Origin of the sequence: Ectopseudomonas composti (assembly GCF_900115475.1) — a bacterium.
Classification (GTDB): Bacteria; Pseudomonadota; Gammaproteobacteria; order Pseudomonadales; family Pseudomonadaceae; genus Aquipseudomonas; species Aquipseudomonas composti.
The window spans coordinates 12,017-33,798 of sequence record NZ_FOWP01000004.1; the positions used below are offsets into that span (position 1 = coordinate 12,017).

General features: G+C 63.9%; 20 protein-coding genes and 1 riboswitch. Of the genes, 11 read left to right on the forward strand and 9 right to left on the reverse strand.

The window, feature by feature from the left end; genetic code table 11:
* Nucleotides 1-6 precede the first annotated feature (6 nt).
* The 3 genes from BM059_RS08500 (at nt 7) to BM059_RS08510 (ending at nt 5,112) form a co-directional block, all read left to right on the forward strand.
* Entirely contained in the window at nt 7-2,334 is a 2,328-nt protein-coding gene (locus tag BM059_RS08500; RefSeq protein WP_074937995.1) for a hypothetical protein, read from the forward strand.
* A gap of 276 nt (nt 2,335-2,610) precedes the next feature.
* The gene (locus BM059_RS08505) at nt 2,611-3,708 is read left to right on the forward strand and encodes a carboxynorspermidine decarboxylase (protein ID WP_036998618.1); all 1,098 of its coding nucleotides are present in this window, start codon (nt 2,611-2,613) and stop codon (nt 3,706-3,708) included.
* 159 nt (nt 3,709-3,867) lie between these two features.
* Nucleotides 3,868-5,112, forward strand: a complete 1,245-nt coding sequence (locus BM059_RS08510) for a saccharopine dehydrogenase family protein (protein WP_074937997.1) — start codon at nt 3,868-3,870, stop codon at nt 5,110-5,112.
* Between the two features lie 61 nt (nt 5,113-5,173).
* On the opposite strand, the gene BM059_RS08515 is transcribed toward BM059_RS08510, so the two are convergent.
* The 3 genes from BM059_RS08515 to BM059_RS08525 are packed head-to-tail and all read right to left on the reverse strand — an operon-like array spanning nt 5,174 to nt 8,200.
* Nucleotides 5,174-6,481, reverse strand: coding sequence for a CitMHS family transporter (locus BM059_RS08515; protein ID WP_074937999.1), 1,308 nt, complete (start codon nt 6,479-6,481; stop codon nt 5,174-5,176).
* Between the two features lie 49 nt (nt 6,482-6,530).
* Nucleotides 6,531-6,851: an AtuA-related protein gene (locus tag BM059_RS08520; RefSeq protein WP_036998623.1), complete on the reverse strand. Its 321-nt coding sequence runs from the start codon at nt 6,849-6,851 to the stop codon at nt 6,531-6,533.
* On the reverse strand, nt 6,851-8,200 hold the full coding sequence (locus BM059_RS08525; RefSeq protein WP_074938001.1) for an acyclic terpene utilization AtuA family protein: 1,350 nt from the start codon (nt 8,198-8,200) through the stop codon (nt 6,851-6,853). The genes BM059_RS08520 and BM059_RS08525 overlap by 1 nt, the downstream gene beginning before the upstream one ends.
* Nucleotides 8,201-8,310: 110 nt before the next feature.
* Between BM059_RS08525 and BM059_RS08530 the strand changes: the two genes are divergently transcribed.
* From BM059_RS08530 to rimI, 3 genes are read left to right on the forward strand one after another with little or no spacing between them, the layout of a single operon-like run.
* Nucleotides 8,311-9,249 carry a LysR family transcriptional regulator gene (locus BM059_RS08530; RefSeq protein ID WP_074938003.1) on the forward strand — a complete coding sequence of 313 codons (939 nt, stop codon included), beginning with the start codon at nt 8,311-8,313 and terminating at the stop codon, nt 9,247-9,249.
* Nucleotides 9,250-9,269: 20 nt separating this feature from the next.
* Nucleotides 9,270-10,061 carry an energy transducer TonB gene (locus BM059_RS08535; protein ID WP_139220725.1) on the forward strand — a complete coding sequence of 264 codons (792 nt, stop codon included), beginning with the start codon at nt 9,270-9,272 and terminating at the stop codon, nt 10,059-10,061.
* Nucleotides 10,062-10,093: 32 nt separating this feature from the next.
* Nucleotides 10,094-10,546, forward strand: a complete 453-nt coding sequence (rimI, locus tag BM059_RS08540; protein WP_074938005.1) for a ribosomal protein S18-alanine N-acetyltransferase — start codon at nt 10,094-10,096, stop codon at nt 10,544-10,546.
* Nucleotides 10,547-10,678: 132 nt separating this feature from the next.
* Here rimI and BM059_RS08545 read toward each other — a convergent pair whose 3' ends face one another.
* The 3 genes from BM059_RS08545 to hmpA are packed head-to-tail and all read right to left on the reverse strand — an operon-like array spanning nt 10,679 to nt 13,292.
* A complete protein-coding gene (locus tag BM059_RS08545) occupies nt 10,679-11,854 on the reverse strand; it encodes an NnrS family protein (RefSeq protein ID WP_074938006.1) in 1,176 nt (391 codons plus the stop codon).
* Entirely contained in the window at nt 11,841-12,092 is a 252-nt protein-coding gene (locus tag BM059_RS08550; protein WP_036998632.1) for a hypothetical protein, read from the reverse strand. The genes BM059_RS08545 and BM059_RS08550 overlap by 14 nt, the downstream gene beginning before the upstream one ends.
* An 18-nt stretch (nt 12,093-12,110) precedes the next feature.
* A complete protein-coding gene (hmpA, locus tag BM059_RS08555; protein WP_074938008.1) occupies nt 12,111-13,292 on the reverse strand; it encodes an NO-inducible flavohemoprotein in 1,182 nt (393 codons plus the stop codon).
* A 192-nt stretch (nt 13,293-13,484) separates the two neighbouring features.
* Here hmpA and norR point away from each other — a divergent pair, with 192 nt between their 5' ends.
* Entirely contained in the window at nt 13,485-15,035 is a 1,551-nt protein-coding gene (gene norR, locus BM059_RS08560; RefSeq protein ID WP_074938010.1) for a nitric oxide reductase transcriptional regulator NorR, read from the forward strand.
* 43 nt (nt 15,036-15,078) lie between these two features.
* Here norR and BM059_RS08565 read toward each other — a convergent pair whose 3' ends face one another.
* The 3 genes from BM059_RS08565 to BM059_RS08575 are packed head-to-tail and all read right to left on the reverse strand — an operon-like array spanning nt 15,079 to nt 16,767.
* The gene (locus BM059_RS08565) at nt 15,079-16,005 is read right to left on the reverse strand and encodes a class I SAM-dependent methyltransferase (protein ID WP_074938011.1); all 927 of its coding nucleotides are present in this window, start codon (nt 16,003-16,005) and stop codon (nt 15,079-15,081) included.
* Nucleotides 15,998-16,336, reverse strand: a complete 339-nt coding sequence (locus BM059_RS08570; protein ID WP_036998640.1) for an FKBP-type peptidyl-prolyl cis-trans isomerase — start codon at nt 16,334-16,336, stop codon at nt 15,998-16,000. Before BM059_RS08570 ends, BM059_RS08565 begins: the two co-directional genes overlap by 8 nt.
* Nucleotides 16,333-16,767, reverse strand: a complete 435-nt coding sequence (locus BM059_RS08575; RefSeq protein WP_208606097.1) for a group II truncated hemoglobin — start codon at nt 16,765-16,767, stop codon at nt 16,333-16,335. Before BM059_RS08575 ends, BM059_RS08570 begins: the two co-directional genes overlap by 4 nt.
* Before the next feature lie 211 nt (nt 16,768-16,978).
* Between BM059_RS08575 and BM059_RS08580 the strand changes: the two genes are divergently transcribed.
* The 4 genes from BM059_RS08580 to mntP all read left to right on the forward strand — a co-directional run bounded on the left by BM059_RS08580 (nt 16,979) and on the right by mntP (nt 21,781).
* The gene (locus tag BM059_RS08580) at nt 16,979-19,342 is read left to right on the forward strand and encodes a DNA polymerase II (protein ID WP_208606098.1); all 2,364 of its coding nucleotides are present in this window, start codon (nt 16,979-16,981) and stop codon (nt 19,340-19,342) included.
* A gap of 262 nt (nt 19,343-19,604) precedes the next feature.
* A complete protein-coding gene (locus BM059_RS08585; protein ID WP_074938017.1) occupies nt 19,605-20,591 on the forward strand; it encodes a TerC family protein in 987 nt (328 codons plus the stop codon).
* A gap of 62 nt (nt 20,592-20,653) precedes the next feature.
* A complete protein-coding gene (locus tag BM059_RS08590) occupies nt 20,654-20,956 on the forward strand; it encodes a hypothetical protein (protein ID WP_051563877.1) in 303 nt (100 codons plus the stop codon).
* A gap of 77 nt (nt 20,957-21,033) precedes the next feature.
* Nucleotides 21,034-21,206, forward strand: a riboswitch (yybP-ykoY riboswitch).
* Nucleotides 21,207-21,211: 5 nt separating this feature from the next.
* Entirely contained in the window at nt 21,212-21,781 is a 570-nt protein-coding gene (gene mntP, locus BM059_RS08595; protein ID WP_074938019.1) for a manganese efflux pump MntP, read from the forward strand.
* Nucleotide 21,782 lies beyond the last annotated feature (1 nt).

Consider the following 21,782-nt stretch of genomic DNA (forward strand, 5'->3'; position numbering starts at 1 on the left):
CGCAGCATGCAGCGTTATGGATGGCTTTCAGCGCTCGTTCTCGGCAGCTCACCGGTCTGGGCCATGCAGGCGCTGGATGATGACGGCCTGGCCAGCGTCAGTGGCCGTGGCGGTATCAGCATCGAAACCGCTGGCGGGGGCTGGTCGGCAGAGAGCCTCGAATACCGCGAGGACGGTCACAGCCTGCGCCTCGAGGGTGTGTCCAGTCGGCCGCAGCAGGCCGGAAGTGTTGCCACCACCAAGGTCGACGTGATCGATGACCGCCTGCATGTCGAGCATCAAGGCCGGCCGAACGAGCTGGCGGTGAACAACATCGGGTTTGCCGGCAGCGACAAGAGCTTTGGCGCCTTTCGCGCCTTCTATACCCTCGGCGCCAGCCTCAAACTCAGCGGCGGCGGGGCCAGCGGTGTGACCGGTTTCAGCGTCGATGGCAGCCGCTTGAGCCTGGATGCGGTGACCTTCTATTACCGCGACAACGGTTTTGATCTGATCGTGCGCAATGCCTCGTTCGATGCCTACCTGAACAACGCCTACCTGGACATCGTCAGCGGCGGCAACGGCTCCGCCGTGCGTCTCGATCTGGGCGACACGCGCTTCGTCGCGCATATCGGTGGCATTGGCCTGGATCTGGCGCACGGCGATCCGCTGGCCGGCGTTGCGGTAACGCCCGGCGCACCGGATACGCGGCATCCAGACCACGCACGCAGTTTCGGTCAGCTGGATATGGATCTGCGCCTTGGCGGCAGTATTCGCATCGCCGGTGGTGGCGCCAGTGGTGAAGGGCTGCGCTTGATTCCGCAGATCACCATCGCCAACAGCCTGTTCCAGTACAAGGACGATGGCGTGCTGCGCGCCGAGAACTTCGCCGGTGTGCTCAGCAGCCAGAACGGCATCACCCTCGATCTGGGTGAGGACAGCAGCGGGCGTTATGCCCAGTTGGCCTTTCAGGATCTCAAGCTCAACGCCAGCCTCGGCGGCCTGATCATCGGCAACCCCAATAATCAGAAAATCGGCAGCCTGGCGCTGGATCTCAACTTCCAGGACCAGGGTTCCCGGCAGAACTGGTTCAGGCTGCGCCCTGGCGGCGACCCCAACTCCGGGCTCAAGGGTATTACCGCAGACGTTTCATGGAACATGGTCAGCAGTTCGGTCTCGCTCACCGATAACGGTAACAGCATGTGGTTCAGCGGCCTGCGTACCCACGGCAGCGGCCAACTGACGGTCGACCTGACCAAGAGTTGCGCAACTGGCATCAGCGCTGGTTGTTACGCCGGCAGCACCAACACCCAGCCAGGCAGCAGTGGCTATGACGGCCACTTCGACGGCCTGCGCCTGGGGCTGAACAACGTCAAAGGCAGTTACAGCTTCGATGGCTTGCGCGTCGGTCGCGCCGATGCGCCGCTGCAGGGCGGTACCGAGTTGCTGGTGCTGCTGGAAATCTTCCCGGCCTATGACTTCACCCTCAACGGCCAACTGACCCTGCGCCCTGGCGGCGCTAGCGGCGATGGCGTGCGCTACAACGCCGACTTCGTCGTCACCGATGCCAATGCCGCGATTACTGTCGATGAAACCGGTAAGGGCCTGTGGTTGGCCGGCACTCGCTATGACATGCACTTTCGCGACGGCTCGCTGGACGTGACCCAGAATGGCGTGCAGCTGAGCAAGGGCACCTACTGGTCGACCCTGGATGTGCACGACGTACGCTGGGGCGACCGCAACACTGGGCAGAGTCTTGGCCGCATCGTGCTGCGTCGTTACGAACAGGGTTCGACCCTCAGTCTCAGCTCAGGTGGCGCGGGTGCGCTGTGCGTCGGCGGCAGTGGTGCCAGCGCATCGGCCTGTACCGCCAGTGGCGGACGCTGGGAGGATCGCGGCAACGAAGGGCTGACGGCGGGGCTGAAGAACGTCTTCGTCCGCGATACCTCGGGCAATCCGGCAAGCAGCGTGTCGACCAGCGAGAAGCGCAACCAGCTGATCATCGAGACGGATCGGGTGGGTGGCGTCAACGGCACTGGGGCGCAACTGGTGGTGGACAACTTCCATACCTCCGACGCCAACCCGAGCGATGCCAATGCCAACAGCTACGGTGTGCGTGTCGACCTCAATCTGGACGTGGCGCCGACCAAGGTTTGCAACAAGGGCGCCAGCGGTTGTCCGCCGGTGTCGCCCGATCCGCTGGGGTTCGCCGTCAACGGTCGGGTGCATTTCAAGGAAATCAATATCGACCGTATCCAGAATGTGCATCCCACGGGCGGGGCGGTCACCTCCATGTACGGCATGAAACTGCAGAATGCCGATATCCGCGCCAACCTGACCGCGACGCCGATCAACTGACCGCTGGTGGTCACGTGGTTGTCATGGCGGCTCGCTAAGGTGCCCCTGCTGGCCGGATGAGGGGGAGGGCGGCCGCTGGCGAAAGGTTTTCGCTGCCTGTGGTGCGCAGGGCGCACCCTACCTGTAACCGCGTTCTTCGGGGCGCTGGCAATTACCGGTTGTACAAAAAATCCCCAATACCCTTTCGATATGCGTCGGTTATCGGCACAATTCGCGTCCACTTTTTTCCGGGGGGCCATTGCGCTTCCCACTGGCCGACCTTGCTGGGGCGACGACATGATCCAGACGCCGTACTACCTCATCGACAAACAGAAGCTGCTGGTCAACCTGGAGAAGATCGCCTATGTGCGCGAGAACTCCGGCGCCAAGGCGCTGCTGGCGCTGAAATGCTTCGCCACCTGGTCGGTGTTCGACCTGATGCAGCAATACATGGACGGCACCACCTCCAGCTCGCTGTATGAGCTGAAGCTCGGTCGGCAGAAGTTCGCCGGCGAAACCCACGCCTACAGCGTGGCCTGGGCCGACGACGAGATCGAAGAGATGGTCGCCAACTGCGACAAGATCATCTTCAACTCCATTGGCCAGCTCGAACGCTTCGCCGAGCGTACCGAGGGCACCATCCGTGGCCTGCGCGTCAACCCGCAGGTGAGCAGCTCGGACTATCTGCTGGCCGACCCGGCGCGTCCGTTCAGCCGCCTGGGCGAGTGGGACCCGGCCAAGATCGAACAGGTCATGGGGCAGATTTCCGGCTTCATGTTCCACAACAACTGCGAGAACGGCAGCTTCGAGCTGTTCGACAAGATGCTGACCACCATCGAGGAGCGCTTCGGTCACCTGATTGCCCAGGTCGAGTGGGTCAGCCTCGGCGGCGGCATCCACTTCACTGGCGAGGGTTATCCGATCGATGCCTTCTGCGCACGGCTGAAAGCCTTCTCCGAAAAATACGGCGTTCAGGTGTACCTGGAACCGGGCGAAGCGGCGATCACCCTGAGCGCCTCGCTGGAAGTCACCGTGCTCGACACCCTGTACAACGGCAAGCACCTGGCCGTGGTCGACAGCTCTATCGAAGCGCACATGCTCGATCTGCTGATCTACCGCCTCAACGCCAAGATGGCGCCGAACGACGGTGAGCACACCTATATGGTGTGCGGCAAATCCTGCCTGGCCGGCGATATCTTTGGCGAGTACCAGTTCGACAAACCGCTGCAGATCGGTGATCGCCTGTCGTTCATCGACGCCGCCGGTTACACCATGGTCAAGAAGAACTGGTTCAACGGCCTGAAGATGCCGTCCATCGTGGTGAAACAACTCGACGGTAGTGTCGAGGTGGCTCGCAAGTTCGAGTTCGACGACTACCTGTCCAGTCTGTCGTAACTTCGTGGTGGTGGGCTAAAGCCCACCCTACGGGGCTGAAGCGGAGCGCCGCCCGGCCCACCCTACCAACATGGGCACGCCGTAGGGTGGGCTTCAGCCCACCACCCAGAATACGCATCAAAACGCTTTCAACAACGCAGTTCCCTGGAGGTGAAACAATTGAAGAAGAATGTTCTGATCATTGGTGCAGGAGGTGTTGCCAAGGTGGTGGCCCATAAGTGCGCGCAACACAATGACGAGTTAGGTCGCATTGCAATTGCGTCGCGCAACATCTCCAAATGCCAGGCCATCATCGACAGCGTGCAGGCCAAGGGCGGCCTCAAGCAGCCCGGCGAGATCAACGCCTATGCGCTGAACGCCCTGGACGTGGACGCGACCAAGGCACTGATCCGCGAGACTGAATCGCAGATCGTCATCAACGTCGGCTCGGCGTTCCTCAACATGTCCGTGCTGCGCGCCTGTATCGACACCGGCGTCGCCTACCTGGACACCGCTATCCACGAAGATCCGAGCAAGATCTGTGAAACCCCGCCGTGGTACGGCAACTACGAGTGGAAGCACCTGGCCGAATGCCAGGACAAGGGCGTGACCGCCATCCTCGGCGTCGGCTTCGACCCGGGCGTGGTCAACTCCTATGCCGCTCTGGCGCAACAACAGTACTTCGACACGATCGAGTCGATCGACATCCTCGACGTCAACGCCGGCTCGCACGGCAAGTACTTCGCCACCAATTTCGACCCGGAAATCAATTTCCGCGAATTCACCGGCACGGTCTACAGCTGGCAGAACAGCCAGTGGACCAGCAACAGTATGTTCGAAGTCAAACGCACCGACGATCTGCCGGTTGTGGGCGAGCAGAACCTGTACCTGACCGGCCATGACGAGGTGCACTCGCTGTCCAAGCACCTCGACGTACCGAACGTGCGTTTCTGGATGAGCTTCGGCGACCACTACATCAACGTGTTCACCGTGCTGAAAAACCTCGGCCTGCTCTCCGAGCAACCGGTCAAGACCGCCGAAGGTCTTGAAGTGGTGCCGCTGAAAGTGGTCAAGGCCGTGCTGCCCGATCCCGCCTCGCTGGCGCCGGGCTACACCGGCAAGACCTGCATCGGTGATCTGGTCAAAGGCACCAAGGATGGCCAGCCGCGCGAGCTGTTCATCTACAACGTGGCCGACCACGAAGACGCCTTTGCCGAGACCGACAGCCAGGGCATCTCCTACACCGCCGGCGTGCCGCCGGTCGCCGCCGCGCTGCTGGTCGCGCGTGGCGAGTGGGATGCCAAGCGCATGGTCAACGTCGAAGAGCTGCCGGCCGAGCCGTTCCTCAAGCTGCTTGATGTGATGGGCCTGCCCACCCGCATCAAGGATGAGCACGGCGACCGCCCGTGGAATCAGCCTGCCTGATTCGCCCTGCAGAATGAAAAAAGGATCGCCTCGGCGATCCTTTTTTCGTTTCGGAGCAGTCTCAGATTGTCACCACACCAAACAGCACTGCCGCTGCCAGCATCACCAGGCTGATGCCCCAGGCCCACAGCACGGTATAGCGGATGTGTTTGTATAGCTCGACGCCGGCCAGGCCGATGGCCAGGTAAACGCTCGGCACTACCGGGCTGATGCCGAAACCGGTGTTCTCGCCGATCAGCATGGCGCTGGCCACGGCTTGGGCATCGACACCTGCAGCCACAGCGACATCGCGAATCACTGGCAGCAGGGCGAAGTAGTAGGCGTCCGGCGAGAACAGCATGCCCAGCGGCACGCCGAAGGCGCCGATGATCACGTGCAGCCAGTTGGCTGAGCCTTCGGGCAGGACGTTGATCATCCAGTGCGCCATGCCATCGGACATGCCGGCGCCGGACAGCACGCCGAGCAGGATGCCGGCCGCGAGCATCACCAGGGCCATCTGCATGGCATCGCTGGCGTGGCGCAGTACGGCCTGGTTCTGCTCCGCCAGGCTCGGGTAGTTGAGCACCAGGGCGACGCCGAGGCCGACCATGAAGCAGGCGAACAGCGGAAAGGCGCCAGTGAACAGGCAGATGAGAATGATCAGGGTCAGCGCCAGGTTGGCCCAGTAGCGCCAGTTCATTGGGCTCAATTGATGGCTGTCATCGCCAGGTTCAGCCGTCTGCGCGGCTTCGTGGCCGGCGACCACGGCATAGCCATGGAAGCTGCGTTGGGCACGCAGACCAAGGAATACGGCCAGGGCCATGACCAGTGCCAGGCCTACCGCCTGCACGGGAATCAGCGAGATCCACAGCTGCGAGGCGTCGATGCCGGTCACCGCTGAGGCGCGCGCCGTAGTGCCGCCCCAGGGCACCATGTTCATCACCCCGGCGCTGAGCACCACCAGGCACAGCAGCATTTCGCGTTTCATGCCCAGGCGCAGGTACAGCGGCAACAGGGCCGGAATCACCAGCAGGAAGGTCGCGGCGCCGATGCCGTCCAGGTGGGTCACTGCCGTCACGGCAACGGTGACCACCGCTACCGCCAGCGGCTTGCCGCCGGTGCTGCGTAGCAGGAAGTTGACCAGCGGCGCGAACAGGCCACGCTCGCGCATGATGCCGAAATAGAGGATGGCGAAGATGAACAGTGTGGCGGTCGGTGCTACGGCCTTGAGCCCGTCGGTGGCGAACTTGCCGATCTCGTTCAGGCCGAAACCGGCGATGGCGCAGGCGATTACCGGTAGGGTGACGAAGGCGACCAGTGGGCTGATCCGACGCAGCAGGATCAGGGTGACGATGACAAACATCAGGCCGAAGCCCAGGGCGGTGATCATGTCGATCTCTCCGGTGTTGTTATTGTTGGAGGCGGGGTGAAATGACGGTTCAGTCCGGAGGCGGTAGCCTCAGGCCGAGCAGGGCGTAACTCAGGCTCTTGCCGTGACGGTCCAGCCCGGGGCTGGCGTTGACGCCACCTTCCAGTGCGTTCTCCACCACGAAGTTGAGGCCGCCCAGGTTCGGCAGCTCGTAGCGTTTCACCGTGCCAATGGCGCGGTGGTTCAGGCAGCCGGCCACCCGTTCGCAGGTCAGCTCACGGGCCAGCCAGGCATAGTGCTCGGCAGCGAAGGCGAACACCGCCACGCTCAGGGTATTGCCCTTGTCGCCAGCACGGGCGTGGGCGTAGTCGCACAGCAGTACATCGGTCATCAGAACCACTCCAGCTGTTGCCGCACCGCAGTGCGTTCGATGAGGAAACTGGCGGTACCGAGGGATTCGCCGATATGCCGGCGTACGCCGCCACCGCCGGCGGGGCCGTTGGTGTAGAGCGATTCGGCATCGAGCAACAGGCGTTCCAGCAGGGGCTTGTCACGGTCCAGGAAACTGATGCGCAGGCGCACGTCCTGGCAATCGGGCGCCTGGGCCAGGCGCTGCTGCAGCCACTGACCGCCAGTGTCGTTGAACAGACTGGCAACGCCGATCACATCGATCCATGGCGTGAGCTGCGGCGCCAGCTTGGTGCAGCGCTGCAGCAGGATGTCGCGCGCCAGCGCTGCGCGAGCCACGGCGCCAGGGCCCGCGTAGGAAATCTCCGCTTCGGCGAACCACTTGCCGCGCAGGCCGACCAGGCCCTTGAGGTGCGTTGGCTGCGGTTTGCCGCGCACACCCTCGACCACCACCTGATCGGTTGCGATCTGCCGGACATGAACCTGGCTCAGGTCCATGATCACGTCCGGTGTCAGGTAGCTGGCCGGGTCGTGGACCTCGTAGAGCAGTTGTTCCTTGATCGTGCGTTCGGTGACGCAGCCTCCGGTGCCGGCCGCCTTGCCGATGACGATCTGTCCCTCGGCCGATACGCTGGCGATAGGGCAGCCGACATTGGCCAGGTCCGGTACGTCCTTCAGGCCTGGGTGAGCGAAGTAACCGCCGCTGACTTGGGTACAGCATTCGAGCAGGTGACCGACTGCCGTGGCCTGGGCGATGCGGTCCCACTCATGGGCCTGCCAGCCGAAGGCATGGCGCAGCGGTCCGACCGCCAGGCTGGGGTCGGCAACGCGGCCGCAGAGGACGATGTCGGCGCCCTGATCCAGCGCCTGGACGATGCCATCGGCACCGCTGTAGACATTGACCGAGACCACTTCGCCGTCGAGTTGTGCGGGCAGCCACTGCTGCAGATCGATATCGCTGCCGAGCAGGTCGTCGCCCAGTACGCAGGCGATGCGTGCCGAAGCGTGACGCGTGCCCTGCAACTGCTGGCGCAGGCGCGTGGCGGCGGCGGTGGGGTTGGCAGCGCCACCGTTGGTAACGATGGCGATGCCTGCGTCCAGGCAGGTCTCCAGTACCGGTTCGAGGAAGTCGAACAGGCGCAGGGCATAGCCGCTTTGGGCATCGTTGAGGCGGCGTAGCTGGGCTTCGGCCAAGGTGCGCTCGGCCAGCAGTTCGAAGAACAGGAAGCGTCGGCCGTCGCGACCGGCGAGGTCGTTGGCCAGAGCCAGCGCGGCATCGGGGCGATCATTGGCGAAGCCCGCGCCGCACCCGATATGGACTGTTGTGGTCATTGTCGATCCATCTCACGGTCAGATATGCAGCAAGGGTGATGCCTGTGGATTTAGTTGTGAATTCGAAATGTGATATGAATTAATAAGAGAATTTTATAAGTTGCCGAGCCATGGACATCAGCTTTCGCCAGCTTCAGGCCTTCGTCCTGATTGCCGAACACCGCAGTTTCAGTCGCGCCGCCGAGCAGGTTCACCTGTCGCAACCGGCGCTCAGCTACAGCCTGCGCAAACTCGAGGATGCCCTCGGCTTGACGCTGCTGGCGCGCAACACGCGCAGTGTGGAGCTGACCGCCGCCGGCCTGCGTTTTCTCGAACAGGCTCGTCGCTTGCTGCGTGACATGGACAACGCCGTGCACGACGCGCACGAGCAATTGCATCTGGAGAGTGGCTCGCTACGCATCGCTGTCTTGCCGTCGGTGGCCATCGAGCCCCTGCCACGGGTGATGCAGGAATACCGGCGACGCTATCCCGGTATCGACATCAGCCTGCACGACGGCCGCGCCGGGGAAATCCGCCAGTGGGTGAGTGCGGCTGAGGTGGATTTCGCTATTACCTCGGCGGCTGACGACCTCGGCGCGCTGGATTTTCAGCCGCTCTACGACGACAGCCTGGTGCTGTTGGTAAGCGGTCAAGAGCACCTGCGCGGCAAGGCGTTGCTCGCTGCGTTACGTGAGCAGGACTACATTGCCACCACCCGCGACACCAGCCTGCGCGGTATGGCCGATGAAACCCTGCTGCGTATGGGGTTGCAGCGCGATCCTGCCTGGGAAGTGGCCTACATGAGCAGCGCGGCCGCGCTGGCGCGTGCGGGGTTGGGTTTCGCTCTGCTGCCGGCCAGCGTCGCCGATACCTTCAACAGCGACGGCAGCCTCGCTGTGCACGTGCTCAGCCAAGCGCCAGCGCGCAGCATCGGCCTGCTGCAGCGCAAGCCGTGCTACTTGAGCCCGCCGGCGCAGGTCTTCATTACCCTGTTGCGGCAACAGGTGGGCGACGCTCAGGGACTATCCGCGCCCCTCGATTCACGCGACAATCGCCCCCCGATCAAATGACTGCACTGGATACTTCTGGTTTGAATGCCGAGCTGCGCCGTCGCGCCTATCTCGATGCCATGCAGGTGGCCACCTGGCTCCCGCGTACCGAGCTGCCCTTTGCCGCGCCGTCGCGTGCCGAATTGCTTGCGCCGCCGCCTGCCGAAGCGCCGCTGGCTATCGTGAGCGAACCGGTGGCCGTAGTGGCCGAGCCGGTACGCGAGGCGCCGGTCGTGCGGCCGAAGATCGAGATTCCGCGCCCGGGCGCCCAGCCGCGCCAGGTGGCGGCCGAAGTGCCAGCGACAGAGCCGGAGCCAGTCGAGGAAAAACCGCTTCGCGTCAGCGTTCCACCGCCGCGATTCTCCCTGCAGTTGCTGCGTGCCGGCGACTGCGCCCTGCTGGTGGAATTGCCCACCGGCCAGCCATTCCAGAGCCGCGACCCGGCTTACATCCTGCTCAAGGATCTGCTGCGCGCCGCCGGTCTGCCGGACAGCCCGCAACTGCTCGGCGAGCCGGTGCGCTGGCCGCTGCTGGTGCGCGGCAATATGGATCAAGGCCCGCAAGCGGCGCTGGAGTTCGTGCAGAGTTTCGTGGCCGCGCGTCTCGAAGAACAGCCCAGCGCCTGCCTGTGGCTGGTTGGTCTGCCGGCCATTCGCTTTGCCGGCGAAGGCGATGAGCACAGTTACAACCGCGAGCTGCAGGTCGAAGGCCTCGGCGCCTGCTGGGCCTTGCCGGGCCTGGAACTGCTGATGGAAGAGCCGGCGCGCAAGCGTGAACTGTGGCAGGCCATGCGGCGGGTTCGTCAACGCTGGTCAGCCCCTGCTCACTCCTGAGAACACCCGTCTTTGTGCCTGAGTTACGCCCAATGAGCGATGCGATTACCTTCCGCCCGATGACCGAAGCGGATCTCGATGCTGTGCTGAAGATCGAATACGCCGCCTTCAGCCACCCCTGGACGCGCGGCATCTTCACCGACAGCCTCAAGTCCTATAACTGCTGGCTGATGTTCGAAGGCAACCAGCAGGTTGGCCACGGCGTGATCAACCTGATCCTTGACGAAGCGCACCTGCTCAATATCACCGTCAAGCCGGAAAGTCAGGGCCGTGGGCTTGGCCTGCGTCTGCTCGAACACCTGATGAAAGAGGCCTATGAGCTGGGCGGGCGCGAGTGCTTTCTTGAGGTGCGTGCCAGCAATCAGGGTGCCTACCGCCTGTACGAGCGTTTTGGCTTCAACGAAGTGGGACGCCGCCGCGATTACTACCCGGCCGTGGGTGGCCGCGAAGATGCGCTGGTGATGGCCTGCACGCTGGTCGATTGATGTCATTACTTTAAAAACGTAGCCCGGATGCAATCCGGGAAATCGTTGCCTCGGATTGCATCCGGCTACGGTCTGGCCGTTTGATCGCACCCGACCCGTAGGGTGCGCCGTGCGCACCGAAATTTCCTCCACTCACCCCGGATGTCCATCGACCCGCGCCCGGCAAAGTATCGGCGCGTAATACCCGACGAACAGCGCGAAGGACGCGCCCCAACAGATTGCTGCCAGCCATAACCAACTGCCGCCCGCCGAGACCCGAATCAGCGCGCCCAAGTTGAGCAGGCCAAAGGCCCAGGCCATCGCATTAGGCGACTGCAGGGCACGCCCGGTATGGCCTAGGCTGACCCGCGCCATCATCGCCAGGATCAGCCCGCCCATTGCCCCCACCGCCAGCGCGTGATTGGCCAGGTTGGGTTGCGTCAGCCAGCCCAGGTGCCAGGCGGCCATGCCGAGGCTGGCGACCAGCAGCCAGGCGTAGCCCAGGTGCAGCGACCACAGCAGCGGCACGCGCCAGATACCGCGCAGGTGCCAGCGCCACAGGCGCTGGCCATGCAGCGCGCTCAGCACGATGAACGGCGTGGCCAACCATGAGTTCGCCTGCAGGTTATGCCCGCTGGCGAACAAGACCGCGACCAGCACACCGCAGACCAGCAACAGACGATCCAGCCAGGGATGGGCGGCGAAGGCCTCGGTTCGGCCCAGGCCGCGCTGGGTGAAGAAGGGAATGACTCGCCCACCGATCAGGCTCAGCATGACCGCAATCAGCCACAGTGCGGCCAACGCTCCACGGCGTTGCCAGCCGTCGTCGCCCATTGCCAGGCCGGCGAGAGTGAGTGACTGGCATAGCGCGAGCAGGCTCAGCACCAGCAGGATCGGGTAGTTGTTGCGCTGTCTCGCGGCGATCAGCTGGCGCGCCATCTGCGTGATGAACAGGCCGGTGAAAGCCAGCTGCAAGGCAATCAGCACCGCCAGCGGTACGGGTGCGAACCAGGCCAGACGTGCCGCTAGCCACACGCCGAACAGCATGATCAGCGGCCGCCCGTTCAGGCCTGGGCGGCCCGTCCAGTTCTGTACGGCGGTGAGCAGAAAACCGGCGATTATCGCCAGGCCGAAACCAAAGGGCATCTCATGACGATGCCAGGCCAGCATGCCGCCGGGCACCGCCAGACCCGGTGCGCCATGCAGCACCGCCGCCCAGAGGGCGACGGCGAGCAGGGCGAACGACGCGCCAGCGAGGAAGAACGAGCGAAAGCCCAGGCGCCACAGCGGCGCGATGGCCAGTGCCCGCTGGCGATCAAGCAAGTGCATGAGAGCATGCCTCCTCTTTCAAACGTTCCTGCGCGATTAGGCGCAGCACGTAGCCGATCTTCAAGATGCTGGGACCGAGCAGCGTCAGGCTGTGCGCCAGCACCAGTGTCGGCACGTTCAGGTAGCGTTCCATGCCGTAGGCCGCCAGCAGTCCCAGAAGCAGCAGAAACAGACCGCTCCAGAGCAGTTGGCTGGACAGATGCAGGATGTGCGCGGGTGGCAGGTTCAGCGGGTACATGGTTCACCTCCTCATCGATCAGCTATCCAGGGCCGAGGCCGGGCCGAAGAACTCGTAGCGGCTTTGCTCGTCCGGTACACCCAGTGCCTGCAGGTGGCGCTTTACCTGGGCCATGAACGGTTTCGGGCCAAGGAAGTAGGCGTCCAGGTTACGTTCGGCCGGTAGCCATTGCGCTAGCAGATCGCGGCTCAGAAAACCGGTGGCGTCAGCTGTGTCACCCTCGCGCGGTTCGCTGTAGCAGACGTAGTGGCGAATCTGCGGATGTTCGGCGGCATGGGCGTCGACCCAGTCGCGGAAGGCATGCACCTCGGCATTGCGCGCGCAGTGGATGAAGTGGATCGGCCGGCCGCTGTGCCGCGCGGCATCGAGCATGGCCAGCGCCGGAGTGATGCCGACGCCAGCGCTGATCAGGGCCAATGGCTTGTCCGAGGCGCTCAGGGTGAACTCGCCTGACGGTGGGAATAGCTCCAGCTCGTCGCCGACCTGGACGTTATCGTGCAGGTGATTGGACACCCGGCCACCCGGCTCGCGCTTGACGCTGATGCGGTATTCGCGGCCGTTGGCCAGGGCCGATAGCGAGTAGTTGCGGCGTACTTCTTCGCCGTCCAGCAGCAGGCGCATGCCGATGTACTGGCCAGGCTGATGGTCGAGCAACGCGCGGCCATCGACCGGCACCAGGTGGAACGAGGTGATCTCGGCGCTCTCGACGACCTTGCGCGCCACGCGGAAGGCCCGCGCGCCGCGCCAGCCGCCCGGCGCCGATGCATTCTCGGTATAGAGCTGTTCCTCGGCGCCGATGAAGATATCGGCCAGTTGCTGGTAGGCCAAGGCCCAAGCCTCGATCACCGCGTCGGTGGCGATCTCTTCGCCCAGCACTTCACGGATCGCGCGCAGCAGGCAACTGCCGACGATGGGGTAGTGCTCGGGGAGGATCTGCAGGGCAACGTGCTTGTTCACCACCTGGCGCACCAGCGGGCCGAGGGCTTCGAGGCGGTCGATATGGCGGGCGTACATCAGCACGCCATTAGCCAGTGCACGCGGCTGGTCACCGCTGGCCTGGTGCGCCTGGTTGAACAGTGGGCGCACCTCGGGGTACTCGTTGAGCATCATCCGGTAGAAATGGGTGGTCAGCGCTTCGCCGCCGCCTTCCAGCAGGGGCACGGTGGCTTTGATCAGGTCGCGTTGAGCAGGGGTCAGCATGGGGTATCTCCGCAAGGCAAATAAAAGACGCCGCTGTGGCTCGTCTGGCCAGTGGTGGCGTGCTAGCGTTAGCGCGAGATACCTATCAGTAAGCGTGCCAGATAAATAATCATTAAATATCAATGGCTTGCTTTTATTGTTGTATTAATGACTCGCCTTGCGTGTGAGTCATAAAGACTTTGAGTAGTCGAAATGACCGCTAATCCTCTGCTGGAAACCTTGATACCCCTGGTCGCCGATCTGTCCCGCGAGCTGGATGACGGTGAGCGTTACCGCCGGCTGCTTGCTGCCTTGCGCCAGCTCTTTCCTTGCGATGCCGTGGCGCTGCTGCGACTCGACGGCGAGGTGCTGGTGCCACTGGCGGTCGAGGGGCTGAGTCCGGACACCCTGGGGCGGCGTTTCCGAGTCAGTGAACACCCGCGTCTGGCCGCGTTGCTGGAACACGCCGGGCCGACCCGCTTCGCCGCTGATTGCGGCCTGCCTGACCCCTATGACGGTCTGGTCGAGGGGCTGCATGGCCACCTGGAGGTGCACGATTGCCTCGGCTGCCCGCTGTATCTGGATGAGCAGCTCTGGGGCCTGCTGACCCTGGATTCGCTCGACCCGGCCAGCTTCGGGCGTTTCGAGCTGGACAACCTGGAAGCCTTCGCCAGCCTGGCGGCAGCCACGGTCAAGGTCAGCCAGCGCATCAGCGGCCTGGCGCAGCGGGTCGAAGCCGAGCGCCAGCTCACCGAACTGTACAAGCAGGCGCGCCAGCAACCGCGCGAGTTGGTGGGGCAGAGCGCGGCGCTGCGCAAGCTGCAGGACGAGATTCGTCTGGTCGGCGACAGCCCGCTGACCGTGCTGATCACTGGCGAGACCGGCGTTGGCAAGGAGCTGGTGGCCGAGGCCATCCACGCTGCCTCACTGCGTGCGCAACGGCCGCTGGTCAGTATCAACTGCGCGGCGCTGCCCGATGCACTGGTGGAGAGCGAGCTGTTCGGCCACGTGCGCGGCGCCTTCTCCGGGGCGATGAGCGAGCGCAGTGGCAAGTTCGAGTTGGCCGATGGCGGCAGCCTGTTCCTCGATGAAGTGGGCGAGCTGCCGTTGGCGATCCAGGCCAAGTTGCTGCGCGTGCTACAGAGCGGCCAGTTGCAGCGGGTCGGCTCGGATCGCGAGCACCGTGTCGACGTGCGGGTGATCGCTGCCACCAATCGTGACCTGGCGGCGGAGGTGCGTGCCGGGCGGTTTCGCGCTGATCTGTATCACCGCCTGAGCGTCTATCCGTTACCGGTGCCGCCACTGCGCGAGCGTGGCCGTGACGTGTTGCTGCTGGCTGGTTATTTCCTCGAAGAAAATCGCGCCCGGCTCGGTCTGCGTAGCCTGCGCTTGAGTGCCGAGGCGCAGAAGGCGTTGCTGGGTCACGACTGGCCAGGCAACGTGCGCGAGCTGGAGCACCTGATCGGCCGTGCAGCGATCAAGGCGCTGGCGCGCCATGGCGAGCGGCCGCGCATTCTCAGCCTGGATGTGCAGGATCTGGACTTGCCCGCTAGCGAGAAGAACGTCGCTGTCGAGGCCGTATTGGCGTCTGGCGAGCCGGTGCCGGAAGGGGTGGAGCTGCGCGCGGCGGTGGATGCCTTCCAGCGTCAGGTGATCGAACAGTGCCTGGCGCGCCATCAGGGCAAGTGGGCCGATGCCGCGCGCGAGTTGGGGGTGGATCGCGCCAACCTCAGTCGCTTGGCCAGGCGCCTGGGTATTCGGTAGCTGGATTGCATCCGGGGCCAGCAATTCCCGGATTGCATCCGGGCTACAGTTGAAACACCAGCGCTTTCAGGCCGCTCTCGGGCGAGATGTCGGGAAACTCCGCTGGGTTTTCCAGGCGCTCGACGAAGTGCAGTTGCGATGCCTCTGCAGCCATGCCGTCGACAATGAAATCCGGGCCGATGTCCGGGTCATTGACGCATGCCAGCACCGTGCCGCGCTCGGTCAGCAGCTCAGGCAGGCGCCGGAGAATCTTGGCGTAGTCCTGGGTGAGGGCGAAGCTGCCTTTCTGAAAGCTCGGCGGGTCGATGATCACCAGATCGTACGGCCCACTCTTGCGCACCTTGCCCCAGGACTTGAACAGCTCGTGGCCGAGAAACTCCACTCGGCTCAGGTCATGCTGGTTCAGGCGATGGTTGTCACGCCCGCGTGACAGTGCGGCGCGCGCCATGTCCAGGTTGACCACGTGCGTAGCGCCGCCGGCGATAGCTGCCACGGAGAAGCCGCAGGTATAGGCGAACAGGTTGAGCACGCGCTTGTCGTCAGCCTGCTCGCGCACCCACTGGCGGCCCAGACGCATATCGAGGAACAGGCCACTGTTCTGCTTGCTGCCCAGATCCAGTAGGTAGTGCAGGCCGTCCTCGATGATCGGCCATTGCGCCTGCGGCTCGCCGGCCAGCCATTCACTCTCGCTGCCCTGCACGTAGCGATGTTGCAGCAGCAGGCCGCGCGCGCCGCTGGCCTGCCATTGCGGCGTTTCCAGCAACTCCATGAGCAGCGGCCTTAGCGCTGGCGACGGCTCGCGGAACAGCATCACCAGCACCATGCCGGACAGCCAGTCGACGGTGATCTGCTCCAGCCCCGGCCAGCAGCGGCCGCGACCGTGGAACAGGCGGCGAGTCTCGCTGCCGGGGTGATTTTCCAGTGCCTGCAGCAGGTGCTCGCGCAGGGTGGCGAGGGCGGTATCAGTCATCGCGGGTCAGTACTTCCAGCAGTTCGATCTCGAAGGTCAGGTCAGAATTGGGCGGAATTGCGCCCATGCTGCGCTCGCCATAACCCAAGTGCGCCGGCACCTGCAGCTTGCGTTTGCCGCCCACCTGCATACCGATCAGCCCTTGGTCCCAGCCCTTGATCACACGACCGCTGCCTATCACGCACTGGAACGGCTTGCCGCGCGACCAGGATGAGTCGAACTCGCTGCCGTCGGCCAGCCAGCCGCGATATTGGGTGGTGATCAGGGCACCCTTGACCACGGCCTTGCCGTCGCCGGGTTGCAGGTCTTCGATGATTAGCTCAAGGCTCATGTTGGGGTTTCCTTGCGGTGACGGTTTTGGCTGGCCTGCACCGAGCGTTCGGCGGGGACGCGTAGTTGGGTCAGCAGGTAGTCGGCGAAGGCCGGTGCATAGTTCTGCAGGGCGATGGCGCCGGCCATGCAGCTCAGCCAGCTTTCGGCCAGCGCCTGGTCGATTGGCCACTGCGCATGGAAGGCCGGGATGCTGATGCTGCCGTATTTCTCGGCGAACAGACGCGGCCCGCCCAGCCAGTCGCTGAGAAAGCACGCCAGCTTGTCGCGCGAGGCGCTCAGGTCGGCTGGGTGCAGGGCGCGCAGGGCGGCGGCTTCGGGGCGTTCGTCCATCAGCCGGTAGAAATCATCGACCAGATTGCGCAGACCGTCGATACCGCCAGCCGCCTGGTAGGAGGCGTCGCCGGTGCCGTAGGGAGGAATGTGGCTCATCGCGTTGTTCCGCGGAAAAGGCGCCATTGTAACCGCTGGCGTAGAATGGCCGGCCAGTTTGGTTCGAGGTAAGGGGCAACTGCAGAGGCTGTTTTCTCCCCTCTCCCATTCATGGGAGAGGGGCCGGGGGAGAGGGGAAAAGCTCACACCCTCTCCCCAGCCCTCTCCCGCAAGCGGGAGAGGGGGCAGATCGTGCTTGCCTGAAAAGATGATGACGCAACCCCAGCAAGGCTTCGTGCTCAGCCGCCATTGGCGCGACACGGCGGAGGGCACAGAAGTGGCCTTCTGGCTGGCGACCGATGCCGGCCCGCGCCAGATACGCCTGCCGTGCCAGGAGTCGGTGGCCTTCATCCCGGTCGAGCAGCGCGCCTGGGCCGAGCCGTTGCTGCGCGCCGAGTCGGGCGTCGAGCTGCGCGAGCTGGCCTTGCGCGACTTCAAGCGTCGTCCGGTGCTGGGCCTATACTGCCGTCAGTACCGCCAGTTGCTGCAGTTGGAGAAGAAGCTGCGCCAGGTTGGTGTCGATGTCTACGAGGCCGATATCCGTCCGCCAGATCGCTACCTGATGGAGCGTTTCATCACCGCCTCCGTCAGCTTCGAGGGCGTTGAGCAGCAGGACGGCAGCCTGCTATGCAAGTCGCTCAAACCCGCGCCTGATTACCGCCCGACGCTGCGCCTGGTTTCGCTTGATATCGAAACCAGCGCGCGGGGCGAGCTGTATTCCATCGCCCTGGAAGGCTGCGGTCAGCGCCAGGTGTATATGCTCGGTCCGGCCAATGGCGACGCCAGCATCGTTGACTTCGACCTGGAGTACTGCGACAGCCGCAAGGCCTTGCTCGAACGCCTCAATACCTGGCTGGCGCTGCATGATCCGGACGCCATCATCGGCTGGAACCTGGTGCAGTTCGACCTGCGTGTGCTGCGCGAGCATGCCGAGCAGTTCAAGGTGCCACTGCTGCTGGGGCGTGGCGGTGACGTGATGGGCTGGCGCCAGCACAACAGCAGTCAGCACTACTTCGCCGAGGCGGCCGGGCGGCTGATCATCGATGGCATCGAGGCGCTGCGTTCGGCGACCTGGAGCTTCCCCTCGTTCAGCCTGGAGTCGGTGGCGCAGACGTTGCTCGGCGAGGGCAAGGCCATCGACACGCCCTATGCGCGGATGGATGAGATCCAGCGCATGTTCGACGAGGACAAGCCGGCGCTGGCGCTATACAACCTCAAGGACTGCGAGCTGGTCACGCGCATCTTCGCCCACACCGATCTGCTCGCCTTCCTGCTGGAGCGCTCAAGTGTCACCGGCCTGGCGGCTGACCGCAGCGGTGGCTCGGTGGCGGCCTTCACTCACCTGTACCTGCCACCCATGCACCGCCTGGGCTTCGTCGCGCCTAATCTTGGCGACATTCGTGGCGAGAACAGCCCTGGCGGCTTCGTCATGGACTCGCGTCCCGGCCTTTACGACTCGGTGCTGGTGCTGGACTACAAGAGCCTGTATCCGTCGATCATCCGCAGCTTTTTGATCGACCCGCTGGGGCTGGTCGAAGGCTTGCACCAGCCGGATGACGAACACTCGGTGGAAGGCTTTCGCGGCGCGCGCTTCTCGCGCACCCGGCATTGCCTGCCGGCCATCGTCGAGCGCGTCTGGCAGGGCCGTGAGGCGGCCAAGCGCGAGGACAATGCGGCCTTGTCGCAGGCGTTGAAGATCATCATGAACGCCTTCTACGGCGTACTCGGTTCCAGCGGTTGTCGCTTCTTCGATCCGCGCCTGGCTTCGTCGATCACCTTGCGCGGGCACCAGATCATGAAGCGTACCCGCGAGCTGATCGAAGCCGAGGGGCATGCGGTGATCTACGGCGACACAGATTCCACGTTCGTCTGGCTCGGCCGTGCCCACGACGAGGACGAGGCAACGCGCATCGGCCGCGCGCTGGTGGCCCGCGTCAACGCCTGGTGGCGCGAGCATCTGCAGCGTGAGTACGGCTTGATCAGCGCGCTGGAGCTGCAGTTCGAGACCCACTACCGACGCTTTCTCATGCCCACCATCCGTGGCACCGAGGAGGGCAGCAAGAAGCGCTACGCAGGCCTGGTGAGCGAAGCCAGCGGCAGCGAACGCATGGTGTTCAAGGGCCTGGAGACGGTACGTACCGACTGGTCGCCGCTGGCCCAGCGTTTCCAGCAGGAGCTGTACCGCTTGGTGTTCGCCGGGCTGCCGTACGAGGACTACGTGCGTGATTACGTGAAACGCACGCTGGCCGGCAAGCTGGACGAGCTGCTGGTCTACCGCAAGCGACTGCGTCGGCGGCTGGACGACTACCAGCGCAACGTGCCGCCGCACGTGCGTGCTGCGCGCCTGGCCGACGAACATAACCAGCGTCTTGGCCGGCCCTTGCAGTACCAGCGTGGCGGCTGGATCAGCTACCTGATCACCACCGGCGGGCCGCAACCGCTGGAGCGTCTGCTGGCGCCGGTGGACTACGAGCACTACATCAGCCGCCAACTGAAACCGGTGGCCGATGCCATTCTGCCGTTCGTCGGCGGCGAGTTCGAGCGGCTGGTAGACGGGCAGCTCGGTTTGTTCTGAAACCTGCGGATAAACAGCGAATCCCGTAGGAGCTCGCTTGCGGGCGATCCTGGTGCCGGCGGCTGATCGCCAGCAAGCTGGCTCCTACAAGACGGCAGCAGGCGCTGTAGCGGCGTAGAACCGGAAATACTTTGTAAAATTCGCCCCGTTGAGTGGCGTTCGCAGCCTGAATATATTGGCGCCCGTGATGCCGGGCCCCTCTGGCGGTTAATACCGCGATGTCGGAATCACAGTCTGTTCAATCTGACTGTAGGAGGGGCTCATGACTGCCCTAGAACCGTTTCTCTTCGCCGACTTCCTCGGCACGGCCACCTGGTTGTGGCTGGTCTTCATCGCTGTCGTCATCTCCCTGTTGGCCTTCGACCTTGGCGTGCTGCATCGCGATAACCGCGAAATCGGCGTGCGCGAGAGCCTGTTGCTGTCCGCTGGTTACATCAGCGCAGGCCTGCTGTTCGGTGTCTGGGTGTTCTTCCAGAAAGGCGGCGACGCCAGCATGGATTACCTCACCGGCTTTCTGATCGAGAAATCGCTGTCCATGGACAACGTGTTTCTCATGGCCATGATCTTCAGCTTCCTGGCGATCCCGCGGCAGTACCAGCACAAGGTGCTGTTCTGGGGAATCATGGGCGTGCTGGTGCTGCGGGCGCTGATGATCGGCCTGGGCGCGGCGCTGCTCCACGAGTTCAGCTGGATCCTCTACGTGTTCGGCGTTTTCCTGTTCTTCACCGGTGTGAAGATGCTGTTCTCCAAGCTCGACGATGCGCCGGATCTGCAGAACAACGTGCTGGTGAAGTTCCTGCGCAAGCACTTGCGTGTGACCGACGACCTGCATGGCGAGCGCTTCTTCGTCCGCCAGGACGATGGCAAGGGCCGCAGCGTGCTGTGGGTGACGCCGCTGTTCCTGGCGCTGATCCTGATCGAGTGCGCCGACCTGATGTTCGCCATCGACAGCGTGCCGGCGATCTTCGCCATCACCCAGGATCCGTTCATCGTCTACACCTCGAACATCTTCGCCATCCTCGGCCTGCGCGCCCTGTACTTCGCCCTGGCGGCGCTGATCCACCGCTTCGCCTACCTCAAGTACGCGCTGGCGCTGGTACTGGTATTCATCGGCGCGAAGATCTTCCTGGTCGGCATCATCGGCAAGATCCCGGCCGTGGTGTCGCTGAGCGTGACCCTGGGCCTGCTGATCGGCGGCGTGCTGCTGTCGCTGTACAAGACCCGCGGCCAGTCTCCCGAGCCAACCTGATCACAGATTTTCGCCCGGCTATGCATGACGCCTGGCCGGGCCCTTGAAACCGGAGAAGCATGATGCACAAACACTGGAAAACCCGCCTGGCGCCTGCCGCATTGGGCCTGGTGCTGATCACCCTGGCTGGCTGTGATGCTGCCGAGCAGTCCGCACAGAAGCTTGCCGAAGAGGCGAAGAAGGAGGCGCAGGCACTGATTAACGACTCGGTCGGCGAAGTGGTCGATGAGGTCAACCGCCAGGTGGACTCTCTGCAGGACTCCACCAACCGTGCTCTGGGCAAGGACGACAAGGAACAGGAGCAGGACGCCGAGGCGCCGCAGGTGGAGCCAGAGAAGCCGATTGAGCAGGGCGTCGAGACCTGATGCCAAGGCGGCGGCGTTCGCTACCGCTGAGCGGTTGCTGGGCTCCGCCACTTCCTCCTCGGCGCACGGGGGAGTATCCTGCGCGCCTCTTTGGGGAGTAGCCTGCCGTCGCGCTAGCGTCGGCGCGTTGGTCAACATTCTCGGCAACCTGCCGTGGCCAACGCATCCGCTGGGATTGGTGAGACCAACGACAGTCCTGTGCCAGGTCGGGCGCGCAGTGGCTTGTCGTTGACTCAGGTCCGGCTGGAGTTTCCCTTGAATCCTCTTTCGCTACTGCTTCTGTCCTTCGCCATGTCGACGGATGCCTTCGCCGCTGCCATCGGCAGGGGTTCGGGTCTGCACAAACCGCGCTTTGCCGAAGCCCTGCGTGCCGGGGTGATCTTCGGCACCATCGAGGCCATCACGCCGATCATCGGCTGGCTGATCGGCCAGGCCGCCAGCCGTTTCGTCCTCGAATGGGATCACTGGATCGCCTTCGTGCTGCTGGTCGGGCTCGGTGTACACATGATCCACGCCGGGCTCAGCGCCGATGACGACGCGCCTGAAGACAAGCCCTCGCGCCATTCCTTCTGGGTGCTGGCCGTCACCGCGGTGGCCACCAGTATCGACGCGCTGGCCGTTGGCGTGAGCCTGGCCTTCGTCGAGGTGAACATCCTGGTCGCAGCACTTTGTATCGGTCTGGCCACCACCCTGATGGTGACATTGGGCATGTTGCTGGGTCGTATGCTGGGCCAACTGGTCGGCAAGCGTGCCGAGATTCTCGGTGGTGTGGTACTGATGCTGGTTGGTGCGACGATTCTCTACGAACACTTTGCGAGTCTGTAAC

What these genes read in the sequence shown, in the direction of transcription:
- BM059_RS08500 (WP_074937995.1), top strand. Translation starts at nt 7, where the DNA reads ATGCAGCGTTATGGATGGCTTTCAGCGCTCGTTCTCGGCAGCTCACCG.
- BM059_RS08505 (WP_036998618.1), top strand. Translation starts at nt 2,611, where the DNA reads ATGATCCAGACGCCGTACTACCTCATCGACAAACAGAAGCTGCTGGTC.
- BM059_RS08515 (WP_074937999.1), bottom strand. Translation starts at nt 6,481, where the DNA reads ATGATCACCGCCCTGGGCTTCGGCCTGATGTTTGTCATCGTCACCCTG.
- BM059_RS08520 (WP_036998623.1), bottom strand. Translation starts at nt 6,851, where the DNA reads ATGACCGATGTACTGCTGTGCGACTACGCCCACGCCCGTGCTGGCGAC.
- BM059_RS08525 (WP_074938001.1), bottom strand. Translation starts at nt 8,200, where the DNA reads ATGACCACAACAGTCCATATCGGGTGCGGCGCGGGCTTCGCCAATGAT.
- BM059_RS08530 (WP_074938003.1), top strand. Translation starts at nt 8,311, where the DNA reads ATGGACATCAGCTTTCGCCAGCTTCAGGCCTTCGTCCTGATTGCCGAA.
- rimI (WP_074938005.1), top strand. Translation starts at nt 10,094, where the DNA reads ATGAGCGATGCGATTACCTTCCGCCCGATGACCGAAGCGGATCTCGAT.
- BM059_RS08545 (WP_074938006.1), bottom strand. Translation starts at nt 11,854, where the DNA reads ATGCACTTGCTTGATCGCCAGCGGGCACTGGCCATCGCGCCGCTGTGG.
- BM059_RS08550 (WP_036998632.1), bottom strand. Translation starts at nt 12,092, where the DNA reads ATGTACCCGCTGAACCTGCCACCCGCGCACATCCTGCATCTGTCCAGC.
- hmpA (WP_074938008.1), bottom strand. Translation starts at nt 13,292, where the DNA reads ATGCTGACCCCTGCTCAACGCGACCTGATCAAAGCCACCGTGCCCCTG.
- norR (WP_074938010.1), top strand. Translation starts at nt 13,485, where the DNA reads ATGACCGCTAATCCTCTGCTGGAAACCTTGATACCCCTGGTCGCCGAT.
- BM059_RS08565 (WP_074938011.1), bottom strand. Translation starts at nt 16,005, where the DNA reads ATGACTGATACCGCCCTCGCCACCCTGCGCGAGCACCTGCTGCAGGCA.
- BM059_RS08570 (WP_036998640.1), bottom strand. Translation starts at nt 16,336, where the DNA reads ATGAGCCTTGAGCTAATCATCGAAGACCTGCAACCCGGCGACGGCAAG.
- BM059_RS08575 (WP_208606097.1), bottom strand. Translation starts at nt 16,767, where the DNA reads ATGAGCCACATTCCTCCCTACGGCACCGGCGACGCCTCCTACCAGGCG.
- BM059_RS08580 (WP_208606098.1), top strand. Translation starts at nt 16,979, where the DNA reads ATGACGCAACCCCAGCAAGGCTTCGTGCTCAGCCGCCATTGGCGCGAC.
- BM059_RS08585 (WP_074938017.1), top strand. Translation starts at nt 19,605, where the DNA reads ATGACTGCCCTAGAACCGTTTCTCTTCGCCGACTTCCTCGGCACGGCC.
- BM059_RS08590 (WP_051563877.1), top strand. Translation starts at nt 20,654, where the DNA reads ATGCACAAACACTGGAAAACCCGCCTGGCGCCTGCCGCATTGGGCCTG.